The following is a 12,436-nucleotide window of genomic DNA, read 5'->3' as shown; positions in this document are numbered from 1 at the left end:
TGCTGAGCGCGGTCCGACCAGCCCCGTTCAAAGCCGGGGCCGGGTGAGAACGGTCAACTGTCGTCTGCCACGAGAACGTCAGTCGTCCTGCCACGTGATGTGTCAGTGGCTCGACGGGGTGAGGACGACCGGATCAGCCGGGCGGGAGAAGTACCACCCGACGGACACCAGGCAGTGGTCGACGATGGCCACTGTGGATGGCCTTGCAGTCCGGGGTGCCGTAGGCGAGACGTCTGCCGTTCGGGGCTGCGGCGAGCGGCACGGGCGTGCTGTTGCGAGCGGTCATGTATCCACCCCGCACGAGACGGACTCCGCCTTTCTCGGCATCTGTCGATTCCCGCGGGGAAGATGCGCCTGCCGGTCGAACACCGCACGCTGGAGGTATGGGAAACGCGCCGATCGTCGTGAATCCAGGGTGGATGGAGTGGCGGGCGCCGTATCCCACCGGACTGCTTGAGCATCGCAGTTCCAGCATCGGCTCTCTCCACCTGCCACGTTTCGTGCAGCAAGCCCGATCAGAAGGAGCGAACGAATGTCTACCCTTCCGCATCCGGACGAGCTCACCGACGAGCAGTCGGAGACCCTGGAGAAGGCCGCGTTCCTGGTCATCAGTGCGCGGAAGGAGGCCCAGGCCATGCTGAGGCGATCAGGGTTGGAGTGGGATGAAGGCCCTTTCGGGAGCCGGTGCAGGCAGTGCCCCTGTCGGGAGTACGAGGGAGAAGGCGGGCGCTGTGAGAGAGGCAGTTGTAGGCACTCGGCAGCACAACACGCGACCTGAGACACCCCCACGGCACGGCCGGCGGGTCGGCCCGCCGTCGTGACGGCGAGCACTCCGAGATCCGTCTCCTCACAAGCCGGCACCACTACGCACGCGGTGCAGCGGGTGGTCAGCACGTCGTCCGGTTCGCGACGGGCTCCGCTGTCCAGGACAGCGACGGAACCTCATTGGCCTCCAGGTCAGGCCCGACTTCACCCGGCTCCGCGACCAGGAGCTGCGCGCCGAGGGCTTCGGGGCAGCAGCCTGGTCAGGTGAAGCCGAGCGGAACCGCGCCGGGAACACCTCTGTGGGCAGTCAGTGGTGTCAACGTGGATCATCGGCTCCGATTGCGGTGGGCGGCGACTCGGACCCGGGTTCCGCAGCGGGCCGAGCAGTAGCGCTGCGGGGCGCGGCGCCCCGTGTCGGTGAAGTAACGGTCGCATCCGGGTGCAGCGCAGCGGCCCCATGCGCAGTAGCCGCGTTCGCTGAGCCAGAGAGCCAGGGCGAGCGCGGCGGTGGACAGCAGCCACTGGGCTGGTTGTGCGTCGTGGGGGGCCGGGGTGTGGAGTGACCAGCGGCGTTCCGGCAGGCGCACCAGCCGAGGCCGGGCGGGGTACCGGTCGAGCAGGGCATTGATCGCCTCGGCGGCGCTGTCCTCGTCCTTGATGTCCAGAATGCCGGCGATGACCGCCACTGCCTCCCGTATCTCCTCTCCGGTGGTCTCGGTCAGCCGCAGGGACGGGCCGCCATGCGCCTCCACCACGGCTTCGAGTCCCTCCGGTGTGGCTCCGCTCCCGTCCTGCACGGCGTTGACCAGATCGGCCAGGAAGTACAGGCCGCGCGGGTTGTCATCGGCCAACTGCTGATCCATGGGCTTCTCCCGCTTCGGTGGGCGGCATCACTTCATCATGGTAACGTCTAAATACAGTTTAGTCGTTACCTGGTTGATCGTGCAGGTGGAAGGGGGCTCGCCGTGACCGAGTCGCATACGTCCGTACTGGTCGTCGGAGGCGGACCCGTCGGTCTGGCCCTGTCCTGTCTGTTGTCGGGCCACGGCGTGGACCACGTTCTGATCGAGGCCCACCCCGCTACCTCCCGCCATCCCAAGGCCCGGGGCGTCTCGGCTCGGTCCATGGAGATCTTCCGGCGCATCGGGCTGGAGAAAGCGGTCCGCGCCGCGGGGCTGCCGGCCGGGCAGGTCCACTTCTACCGGGGCCGCGACCTGGTCGACCCCGACTACGTCCGCACCGGTCTCGCCCAGGAATCCGGCGAGAGCCCCGAGCACACGCCGTCACCGGGCCTCATCTGTTCCCAGGATGTCCTGGAGCCCTTGCTGCTGGACCGTGCCGAGGAGCTGGCCGGCTCCCGGGTCCGGCTCGGCACCCGCCTGGTCTCCTTCACCGATGACGGCCTCGGTGTACAGGCCGTCATCGAGGAACGGGCCGCCGGCCGCCGGGAATACCTGCGGGCCGACTGGCTCGTCGGCTGCGACGGCGCCGCGAGCACCGTGCGCGCCGGGGCCGGGATCGCGATGGAGGGCCCGACCGGCCTGGGGCGGTACCTCAGCATCCGCTTCGAGGCGCCCCTGGGACACGTGGTTGCCGACCGCGCCAGCGCCTCGTACTTCCTCACCATCCCGGGGCGGGGCGGCTTCATGGCCGTCGACAACGACCGCCAGTGGATCTACCAGTACCCCCTCGGCGCCGACGCGGGTGCGGCGGCGGATCCGACAGATCACCAGGCATTGGCCGGGCTCGTCCGTACGGCAGCCGGTATCCCGGACCTGGACGTGACGGTCCGTGACACGATGACCTGGCGAATGGACGCACAGCTCGCCGACTCCTACCGCCGCTCGCGCGTCCTGCTGGCGGGCGATGCCGCCCACGTCATCCCGCCGACCGGCGGGCACGGCATGAACACCGGCATCGGCGACGCCGACAACCTCGCCTGGAAACTCGCCGCCGTCACCGCCGGATACGCAGGCGATGCCCTCCTGGACACCTATGAAACCGAGCGGCGCCCCGTCGCACGCCAGATCATCGACATCTCCACGGCCAACGCGACGAATCGCGCCGGCTACCGCATCGACGACGAACTCCTCCTGACCGCCACCTACCGCTCCGCCGCAGTCATCCCAGACTCAGAACATGCCGGTCACCCCAGCACCCTGGACACGTCCGGCTACCGTCCCGGCTGCCGACCGGGAGAGCGCGTACCCCACATCCCACTCACCCCGGCCTCAGCAGACGTGACATCCACCCTGGACCTCGTCGGCCCCGGCTTCACCCTGCTCACACCCGACGACGAACCGCAGTGGCAGCTACAGGCCGACGCCGTACAGCAGACGGGGATCCCCCTTACCCTCCGGGCCGTCCGCACCGCCGCACAGCGGGAGGCCGAGCCCGGACAGTGGGCACGCCTGGTCGGCGCCGACCAGGCAGACGCCGCACTCCTGGTGCGCCCCGATGGACACATCGCCTGGCGCGGCACCTGCCCGCCGGACCTGTCGACTCTCCCGGCTCTCCTTCGGCGCGTAATCGCGGCACCGTGACTCTCACCGAAGCGGTTCAGCCGACCCAAGTGTCGGCAAACGAATGACGACAGGTGCGGCAGATGTCCAACGGAGCCGGCCTTTCCGGGGCCAGGCGGCGTCGCCGATCCAATCGGATCAGATGGCGGAGGATGACAGGGATTGCTGACAGCTGGGATCGAATGCGACCACCACAACGGGGTGCGGCATGGCCAACCTGGTCTATGAGCGGGTGCCGACGGACCGTCAGAACCTCGTCCTGGACGAGGCCGGGACCGAGGACCCGGTGACGTTCGAGGAGGAAGGCGGCACCTCCAGCCGCCTCCAGCCGGCTTTATCCGCTGGAGCGGCCGGAGTTCGCCGGGCTGCTCGTGTACGCGAGGCCGGGCGGCACCGTGCACATCTCCGCGATGGACCTCACCGCCCGCCCGCGTACCGGCGAGCTGCGCCCACCCTCCGGCGCGCACGCAGGGCCCGGCTGACCCCGGAGGCCATCGGTCTGCCCCGCAGCAGCACCCGACGGCTGAACGGACTGCGCAGGGCCGAGGTCGCCGCGCCGGCCGGCATCACCCCCGCGTAATACACCCGCCTCGAACAAGGCCGCCAACGCCACCCCTCGCCCGACGTCCTGGACGCGCTCGCCACGGCCCTGCGACTCGACGACGACTCCCGCCGCCACCTGCACCACCTCGGCACCGGGGGCCCAGCGCCCCACGCCCGCCCCGCCAAGGCCCCGGACGTGCCGGAAGCGATCCTGCGGCTGCTCGACTCGCTGACCCTGTGGTCCGCGCATGTGGTCACCCCCATGCGTGACATCCTGGCCTGGAACCACGCGGGAGCCTGGCTGGTCTTCGACTTCGCCGAACTTCCCGTCGAGCACAGGAACTTCGCCAGGTTCGCCTTCTGTGACCCCCGCGCGCCCCAGCTCCTCACGGACTGGGAGGAGACGGCGCGCAGCAACGTGGACCGACTGCGTCACGCACCGGCCTCCGACCCTCACAACGAACGAGGCCGCCAACTGGTGGCCGACCTGAACGCGCGGAGCAGCCGATTCGCCGCGATCTGGGAGGAACACGATGTTCGGGGGCCGGCCATCGGAAGTCATGAGTTCCGCCATTCCCGGGCGGGCCGACCCGACCTGGCCCACACCGCTTATGTCATCCCCGGCACCCACAGGCTCGAACTCGTGGTTCTGACCGCGGACGAAGACTCTCCCACCCACAGGGACTGAAGCAGGCCGCAGCCGAGCACTGGGGCCACGGCCGCTGACCGTGGACGGGCCGACCGGACCCGGCACTCCTCCGCACCGCCGATGTCGCTCCGACCGCGGTCTCGGCAAGCGCCGACCCCCGCTGTGGCCCGCTGCACGGGAACCGCGCGGCCGGGCGATCGGTGATGCACTACCCGTGCGGTGAGCTGCAAGCCCGAGACGTGCTCGACACGTGCCCGGCGGCGCCCCGTACCTGCGGCGGACCCTCAGGATCGGCGGTTGCGCCGACGCGGAACTGTCCCACCGACCCGCGTGACAAAGACCGGAGCCGCATTCGCCACTCAACAGTTGTCAGTGGTTCGGTGCTGCATTCCCCGGTGTTGTCTGCGGGGAATCGGCTGCGCTCGGTTTCCTTCCCGGGCCGGACCCCGCAGGCTCGCTCCCCGACGGACTCGACGAAGCGGAGGCTGTCGGAGCCATCGCCGATCGTGGTGCGCAGGGTGGCGACGCAATCGGTGACGGCCTCCGCCGCGGCGATCACCGGCGGCCCCGGTCCCGCTGACGTCGCTCCGCGCGACCTCCACGGCCGGTGAGGCGCGTGCGCCTCAGTCGGGCGGGTGCGGATCGTCGTCCGTGGGCCCTGCCACCGGGGCCGTGGAAGGTCACTCGGCGAGGGACTGTTTCACGGCCAGGTCCTCGCTGCCGGTCCAGTACGTGACCTTGGGGTCGTCGTCGATGTTCACGAAGCCGATACCGCCGGGCAGCGGGACGTTCTGCTCGTAGCCTTCCGGGGAGAGGCTGACGCCCATCTTCTTCATCGCGGTCGTCGGCACACCGACCCGGAAGAGGCGGAGTCCTGCGTACGCCTTCTTGCCCGGCTCGACCAAGAACTCCTCAAGCTGGGACTTCATGACGCCGGCCTCATGGTGCGCGTCCTCGAAGACCACGGCGGGATACCCGCCCAGGACACATGCCTTGGCGCCGGTGTTGGTGGCGGTGAGGAGCATGTGCTGGAGCGAGTCGTGCGGCGAGGTCGACGCGGTGATCGTGAAGCTGTCGTCGGTGCACGGGGTGCCGGGAACCCCGTCGCCCCCGACGTCGCCTTCAGTGTCACCTCCCTCGCCGTCCGATTCGCCGGAGTTCCCGGATCCGCTGCCCGCCCCCCGCGAACCGCCTTCGCTGCTGCGGGGAGTGGCGGAGCCGGTGCCGCCGGGTGTGGCGGACGGGCTCCCGCTCGCGCCCGTGCTTGTGCTCGCGGTGCTGGACGGTGCTGTCTCCGCGCCCTCGACCCCGGAGTCGGGGTCACAGGCGGCGCTCAAGAACAGTGCGGCGATGGCTGCGGCTCCCAGGGCCCCGCTCTTCAGGGTCTTGCGTGTGGTGCGCATGATGGTTCCCCCGTGTGCGTTTCGTGATTGCCGTTGCCTGATGCGGAACGGTCCCGATGACGACCCCGTGACCGCCTTGCCGAGGGCCTGGCGGTGGCGCTCTTCCCCGGTGCCCTTCGGACGCGGTGCCGGCCTCCGGGGCGTCGTGATCCCAGAAGGTACGGTCTGCCGTGGGAGCCGACATCCCACACGGGGTTGAACCTCCGCGCTGACTTCCGCCGTACCTCCGCGGTACCTCAACCGCGCGCCGTAGCCGGCAGGTTGACGGCCGCCGCCCCGTAGCGGGGTCATGGTGCCGCCCTGGTTGACCACGGTGGGCCGTTCGGCACCACAAGTCGACGGGGCCGTTGGACTGCTGCCGGATGCCCGCCGCGTCCGCCCTCTCCTAATGTCGGCGTACCGGCCGGACGAGGAAGGCGAGGGCATGACGCCCCCAGTCGTCCCACCGGCCGGCGCGGCGGGCAGGGGCGCGCGCTCGGTCACGCCGAGCCGCAGCTCGGCGCGTGTCGACGTGCGAGGGGGGCCGCCGACGGTGCGGGCGGCGGCAGCGGTGACGGGGGCGCTGCCGCCGCCCATGGCCGTAGGGGCCAGCACCTGCTGGTCCCGGTCACCGACGCCGCCGAGCCCAGCGCCCGTCACCCGGCGAGACCGGTGATCCCATCCGACTCACCCTGAGGGACGACCAGTTGGGGACCGTCATCTACCATGCCCGGATGTCCGCGCTGCAGGCCCTCCGCGCACGGCCGGCACCGGTGGCCCTGGCCGTCGGTTTCGCTGTCGCCGGCTGCCTGATCGGCACCTTCTACCACCCGGCGCCGTGGCGGCCGTTCGGCCTGTGGGCCTATCTGCTCACCCTGCTGATCGCCCTGCCTCTCAGCCTGCGGGAGAAGCGGGCGTTCGGTGTACTCGTGGTCACGGCAGCGGGATTCGCCGGATATCTACTGCTGGGGTATCAGCCCTCGCTCAACTTCTGGTGCCCGGCGGTCGCGTTCGTCTCCGTCGCCGCCAGAGAACGGCGCGGCCGTGTCACGTGCGGTGCGGTGCTGCTGGCAGCGGTCATCGCGCTCAGCGGAGTGTGCGGCCGGCTGCCCTGGCCCGTGACGGTCGTGCAGGCGTTGATCGTCCCCGCCGTGGCCTGCGCCTTCGGGCTCACCCAGCGCCGGCTCGCCCGGCGCAACGCGGAGTTGCGGCGACTCACCGTCCTGCTCGACGAGCAGCAGCGCCAGGAGTCCCGTCGGGCCGTGCTCGACGAACGCTTCCGGATCGCGCGCGAGCTCCACGACACGATCTCGCAGCACATGACCATCGTCACCTTGCAGACGGGCCTCGCCCAGTACACCTTCCACTCCGACCCCGCCGCAGCCCACCAGGCGCTCGGCGTCGCCGCCACGGCCGGACGGGACACACTGGACGATCTGCGCCGACTGCTGGTCGTCCTGCGTACGTACGATCTCGGTGGCGCGACGAGCACGGAGGACCCGTCCGCTCCGATCCCCGACGACCTGCTCGCCGACATCGACCGGATCCCCGCACTCGCCGAACGCCTGGAAGCAGCCGGCCTGCGTGTCGCGGTCCGCTTCTCCGGAGCGAGACGGCCCCTGCACCAAGGGATCGAACTGTGTGCCTACCGAGTCGTCCAGGAGGCGCTCACCAACGTCGTCAAGCACTCCATGGCGCATGCCGCCGATGTCACCGTCGACTATCTGGACCAGGAACTGTGCGTGACGGTTCTGGACGAGGGGGTGCCGGTTTCGGCCCCGAATGCGGCCCCGAAGGGGGGCGCAAACGCCCACGGATCCGGGCACGGGTTGATCGGAATGCGGGAACGGGCGAAGATTTGGCACGGCTCGCTGACCGCCGAAGCACGCCCGGGGGGCGGATTCCAGGTATGCCTCCGCCTCCCTCTGGAGCAGGATGCCTCCCCGGAGAACGACACCCCCCTGGATCGGGATCGGACCAGCGGCTGATCCGTGACGTGACTATCTCCCGAGGCCGAGGAGCACTGTGGCCCGCATCCTGGTGGTGGACGACCAGCACCTCATCCGCTCCGGCATCGTCACACTGCTGCGCACGGTGGACGGGCTGGGCCCGGTGGTGGAGGCCTCGGACGGCGAGGAGGCCGTCGCGGCGGCCCGTGAGCACCGCCCCGATCTGATCCTGATGGACATCAACATGCCCCGCCTCAGCGGCCTCGCCGCCGCCGAACGCATCCTCGCCCTCGGTCTCGACCCGGCTCCACGAATCGTCGTCCTCACCACCTTCGACGAAGACGAGTTCGTCTACGCTGCCTTGCGGGTCGGCTGCAGTGGCTTCCTGCTGAAGGACATGCCGCCCGAGCAACTCCTCAGCGCCGTCAGCGCGACCCTCTCCGCCGACCTCCTGGTCGCCCCGGCCCGCATCCGCCGCCTCGTTCAGAAGCACGTCGTCCACGATCGGCAGCATCAGCAGGCGGTCCGGCCCGGGGCCGACGCGACGAGCCTGCTCACCGGACGCGAGATCGAGGTGCTCGGACTGGTCGCACAGGGCCTTGCCAATGAGGAGATCGCCGAGCACTTGTCCGTCAGCGATTCCACCGTCAAGACCCATCTGCACCGGCTCATGACCAAGCTGAACCTCCGCAGCCGCGCCCAGGCGGTGGTGTTCGCCTATGAGATGGGCATCGCGCGAGCCGGCGAGTCTCCGGTGCTGCTGGACGGGCCGGGCATGGCGTGCGGGAGCGGGAAACCTCCTGCCCGGCCTGCCGACCGAGCATGAGTGGAAACACGCTCAAGTCGTGGCGGGGGCAAGACGCTTGACTTCCCGCAGGGTAGGGGCGGTCTCGATGTTCTGGATGCCAGGAAGCCGAGCGATGCGCTGGTCGATGTAGTCGTACAGGTCGGCCGGGTCGCGGAAGATGCCACTGGCAACCAGGTTGGACGTGCCGGTGATGGCTGCGGCGAAGGCGATCTGTGAGTGGGTGGCGAGGGTTTCCCCCACGATGCGCAGGTGCGCGGGGGTGACGTTCAGCCAGATCCGGGTGGCCATGTGGTAGCCGAGGAGCTGCGGATCGAAATCGACAGAGAGATTCAGGGCACCCTCGCTGCGGAGGCGGTCGAGGTGGCGTTGGACGCTGGAGGGGGAGCGGCTGGCGGCGGCGGCCAGTTCGGGCAGCGTCGCGCGGCCGTCTCGGGCCAGCTCGGCGAAGAGAATGCGGTCGGTTGCGTCCAAGCTGAGCGGGGCGGCGGTGGATGAGCCGGAATCCGCCGCGGCTGCAGTGCCCTGCGGCTCGAACCGGGTGGCGTGCCAGGTGCTGGTCGCACCGGCGAAGATGCGCATCATGCAGTGAGCGCTGACGGAGAGCACCCGCGGGGTGCGGGGCAGTTTCTCCAGCAGCAGTACGTTGCGTTCCTCGGCCGTACGCGCGTTGAGCGCGCAGTAGAGCTCGGTGCCACCGGAAGCGAGGGTGACCCAGCTGGTGTCGGGACGGCGGGCGAGGGCTTCGGCGATGGTTCCGGCGGCGTCCGGGGTGCAGTGCAGGCGCAGCAGCCAGCGGGTCAGGCCCAGACGGGAGGAGACGGGCTGGCCGATGACGCGCAGGCCGAGGGCGCGCAGCCGTTGGTATCGGCGGGCAACGGTGCGTTCGGAGACACTGCGGTCCCGCGCGATGCGGCTGAATGAGGCGCGGCCGTCGAGCTGGAGGGCCCGGAGCAGGTACTGGTCGAGATCGTCCATGGTGTCGTGATCCACCGGTACACCTCGTTCCTTTGCCGGATGATCCCGCTTTCCAGCGTACGGCTCGGGCTGGAGCGGGCCGGACCCGGATGGTGATCAGGTCGTTGTCCGCCGGGTGTGGGAGTTGGCAATTCATGCGTATCTGGGGGCCGTTGGCAGCCATCTGCCTGGGCACGTTCATGTTGCTCGTCGATGTCACGATCGTGCTGGTGGCGCTGCCCGCCATGTCGGAGTCGCTGGGCTCGTCACTGTCCCAACTGCAATGGGTCGCCGACGGCTACGCGCTCGCGCTGGCCGCCGCCCTGCTGGGCGCCGGGATGCTGGCCGACCTTCACGGCCGACGCCGGATGTACGCGGGCGGACTGGTCGTCTTCGCCCTGGCATCGGTCGCCTGCGCGCTGTCGCCGGGCATGGCCGTACTCATTGCCGCCCGCATCGTGCAGGGACTGGGCGCTGCGGCGATGTTCACGACCACGCTGTCCCTGATCGGCACCCTGTACTCGGGTCGCCGACTGGCCCTGGCCCTGGGTGCCTGGGCGGCCGTCGCCGCCGGCGCTTCCGCCCTGGGACCGATCCTGGGCGGCCTGCTCACCCAGACCCTGGGCTGGCGGTGGGTCTTCTACGTCAACGTCCCCGTCACCGTGACCGCCCTGATCATGACCTTCCGCTACATTCCCCGCACCGCACCACTGGTGCGGGACACCTCGCGACGCCTGGACGTTCCCGGCCTGGTGCTGTTCGCGATCGGTGCGGGCGGGTCCGTCCACGCCCTGACCGAGGCACATGTCCAAGGGTGGGTATCGGCAGGGACACTGGTGCCACTGGGAGCAGCGCTGGTCGCATTCGTAGCCTTCGTACGAGTGCAACAGCGCCGCAGATACCCGCTGCTGGACCTGTCGCTGTTCCGCCGGCCCGCGTTCACCGCTGCGATGCTCACGATCGCGGTCGGCGAGGGCACCGTCTATGGAATCATGCCGTACACCTCTCTGTGGCTGCAGTCCGTGCAGCACCTCTCCCCGCTCGCCGCCGGTCTGGTCGTGCTGCCGCACGCGGCGGCTGCCGCATCGGTAGCGGTGCTGGTCGGTCGCCGGAGACTCAAGCCCTCCCCCCGCCTGGGCGCCGCCCTCGGGCTCGCCCTCGCCGGTCTCGGGGTCGGCGCCGAGGGCTTCCTGGAACCCGAGTCGGGCTGGCCCGTCCTGGTGGGGGGCCTGGCCCTGAGCGGGGTCGGCATGGGCCTGATCTTCCAGGTCGCCGCAGCCCTCGCGCTGGGCTCCGTCCCGGCCGAGCACGCGGGTACCGCCGGCGGCACCTACAGCACCTTCGAACAGCTCGGCTACGCCTTCGGAGTAGCTGTCTTCGGCGCCCTGGCCGTCTCCACCATGACCACGTCCCTCCGCAGCAAGGTCACCGATCCCGTCATCACCGCGCAGACCCTCTCCGGTGGCGGTGCCGACAGCCTCCTTGCGCACACCCCGGCCACGCAGCGAGCCGGTCTGGAGCACACATTCCATGCCGCGTTCGCCACCGGGCACAACACCCTTGCGCTCACGGCCGGTGCCGTGGCCCTGGCCGGAGCCGCCCTCGTGCTGTGGCTGTCCCGACAGCCCCGGGAGGATCGCCCAACGGCCACGGACGAAACCACCACTGACGCCCGGTCGGCCTCAGCCGCCATCGAATGAGCCCAGCAACGACCGAGCCCCCGCCAGACGAGCTTCGGCCGACGCACAGAGCGAACACGTCCCGGCTCCCGCAGAGATACCACAACCTCACCGGCCGTCTTCAGCCTCACTCACATCCCGGCCCTGACCATCGACTTCGAAGAAGGACCCACCATGGCCACCACCCGGACTCCCGTCATCGACCTCAGCCGCTGGACCTCGAATCACAGCGCGGACCAGGAGCAGCTCGCCGCCCAGGTCGACAACTCCCTGCAGGCCACCGGTTTCCTGCTGGTGAGCGGACACGGCATCGAACCGGATCTGCCCGGCCATGTACGCGCCGCGGCGCACGACTTCTTCCACATGCCCCAGGCCGCCAAGGAGCGCTACGACCAGAACCGGCGCGGCTGGATCGGCCGGGAACGGGTGACCACCGCCCGGTCCGAAGGCACTCACACCCCGCCGGACCTGCTGGAGGTCTGGTCATGCGCCGTCGACTCCTCCGCACGGCCCGGCAAGGCACAGCCGATCCCCTGCGACTGGCCCGACGAAGTCCCCACCCTGCGCCCGCTCGTCACCGCGTACACCGACCGGATGCGCACCCTGGCCGACACGCTCCTCGAAGTCATGGCGACCGCGCTGCGCCAGCCGGCCGACTTCTTCACCCGCCACACCACGCGCCCGCACTGGGACTTCACCATCAACTGGTACCCGGCAGCCCACGAAACCGGCACCGCCGCCCCCGGCCAGTTCCGCGTCGGACCGCACACCGACTTCGGCCTCATCACTCTCCTGAACCGGCAGCCCGGCAAGGGTGGCCTTCAGATCTACGACGACGAAGCCGGCTGGCAGGACGCTCCCTACGAGCCCAACACCTACACGCTCAACATCGGAGACCTCATGGCCCGCTGGAGCGGAGACCGCTGGCGCTCCGGCCGCCACCGCGTTCTGCCGCCGCCCCCCGAGGCTCCACAGGAAGAACTCACCTCACTGGTGTACTTCCATGCCTGCGCACCTCACACCGACATCACCTCACTGCCGGCACCCCTCGGCCGCAGGCCCTACAGCCCTGTACGCGCCGGCGACTACCTGCACGACAAAATGCGAACCATCCTCGGCTGACCCCGCCCGATACACACCGGCCCAACGCCGCGTCCCGCCGGACCCTGTCCGGCGGGGCGCGGC

The 12,436-nt window shown here is 70.0% G+C and carries 11 protein-coding genes and 1 pseudogene; 9 read left to right on the top strand and 3 right to left on the bottom strand.

The window, feature by feature from the left end; all coding sequences use genetic code 11:
• Positions 1–532 precede the first annotated feature (532 nt).
• Positions 533–778 (top strand): DUF6422 family protein, encoded by a 246-nt coding sequence (locus tag ACFVH0_RS13045; protein WP_385819628.1) that lies wholly within the window; start codon positions 533–535, stop codon positions 776–778.
• A 313-nt stretch (positions 779–1,091) separates the two neighbouring features.
• On the opposite strand, the gene ACFVH0_RS13040 is transcribed toward ACFVH0_RS13045, so the two are convergent.
• Positions 1,092–1,628 carry a CGNR zinc finger domain-containing protein gene (locus ACFVH0_RS13040; protein ID WP_385819627.1) on the bottom strand — a complete coding sequence of 179 codons (537 nt, stop codon included), beginning with the start codon at positions 1,626–1,628 and terminating at the stop codon, positions 1,092–1,094.
• 102 nt (positions 1,629–1,730) lie between these two features.
• Between ACFVH0_RS13040 and ACFVH0_RS13035 the strand changes: the two genes are divergently transcribed.
• From ACFVH0_RS13035 to ACFVH0_RS13020, 4 genes and pseudogenes are all read left to right on the top strand, one after another.
• Positions 1,731–3,308 carry an FAD-dependent monooxygenase gene (locus ACFVH0_RS13035; RefSeq protein ID WP_385819626.1) on the top strand — a complete coding sequence of 526 codons (1,578 nt, stop codon included), beginning with the start codon at positions 1,731–1,733 and terminating at the stop codon, positions 3,306–3,308.
• 187 nt (positions 3,309–3,495) lie between these two features.
• Positions 3,496–3,867, top strand: a complete 372-nt coding sequence (locus ACFVH0_RS13030; RefSeq protein WP_385819625.1) for a hypothetical protein — start codon at positions 3,496–3,498, stop codon at positions 3,865–3,867.
• Positions 3,868–3,879: 12 nt separating this feature from the next.
• A pseudogene (locus ACFVH0_RS13025) lies at positions 3,880–3,957 on the top strand (hypothetical protein); the annotation flags it as partial.
• Between the two features lie 69 nt (positions 3,958–4,026).
• Entirely contained in the window at positions 4,027–4,518 is a 492-nt protein-coding gene (locus ACFVH0_RS13020; protein ID WP_385819624.1) for a hypothetical protein, read from the top strand.
• A 641-nt stretch (positions 4,519–5,159) separates the two neighbouring features.
• Here ACFVH0_RS13020 and ACFVH0_RS13015 read toward each other — a convergent pair.
• Positions 5,160–5,882: a DUF4232 domain-containing protein gene (locus ACFVH0_RS13015; protein WP_385819623.1), complete on the bottom strand. Its 723-nt coding sequence runs from the start codon at positions 5,880–5,882 to the stop codon at positions 5,160–5,162.
• A 713-nt stretch (positions 5,883–6,595) separates the two neighbouring features.
• On the opposite strand from ACFVH0_RS13015, the gene ACFVH0_RS13010 reads away from it, so the two are divergent.
• Complete coding sequence (locus ACFVH0_RS13010) at positions 6,596–7,849, top strand: sensor histidine kinase (protein ID WP_385819622.1); 1,254 nt, start codon at positions 6,596–6,598, stop codon at positions 7,847–7,849.
• Between the two features lie 37 nt (positions 7,850–7,886).
• Positions 7,887–8,636: a response regulator gene (locus ACFVH0_RS13005; protein ID WP_385819621.1), complete on the top strand. Its 750-nt coding sequence runs from the start codon at positions 7,887–7,889 to the stop codon at positions 8,634–8,636.
• A 12-nt stretch (positions 8,637–8,648) separates the two neighbouring features.
• Here ACFVH0_RS13005 and ACFVH0_RS13000 read toward each other — a convergent pair whose 3' ends face one another.
• On the bottom strand, positions 8,649–9,608 hold the full coding sequence (locus ACFVH0_RS13000) for an Lrp/AsnC family transcriptional regulator (protein ID WP_385819620.1): 960 nt from the start codon (positions 9,606–9,608) through the stop codon (positions 8,649–8,651).
• A 119-nt stretch (positions 9,609–9,727) separates the two neighbouring features.
• On the opposite strand from ACFVH0_RS13000, the gene ACFVH0_RS12995 reads away from it, so the two are divergent.
• Positions 9,728–11,272 (top strand): MFS transporter, encoded by a 1,545-nt coding sequence (locus ACFVH0_RS12995; protein WP_385819619.1) that lies wholly within the window; start codon positions 9,728–9,730, stop codon positions 11,270–11,272.
• Positions 11,273–11,425: 153 nt separating this feature from the next.
• The gene (locus tag ACFVH0_RS12990) at positions 11,426–12,373 is read left to right on the top strand and encodes an isopenicillin N synthase family dioxygenase (protein WP_385819618.1); all 948 of its coding nucleotides are present in this window, start codon (positions 11,426–11,428) and stop codon (positions 12,371–12,373) included.
• Positions 12,374–12,436: the final 63 nt, after the last annotated feature.

This window comes from Streptomyces sp. NPDC127117 (genome assembly GCF_042677325.1).
Taxonomy (GTDB): Bacteria; Actinomycetota; Actinomycetes; order Streptomycetales; family Streptomycetaceae; genus Streptomyces.
This window is presented reverse-complemented; position numbering and strand designations above follow the sequence as displayed.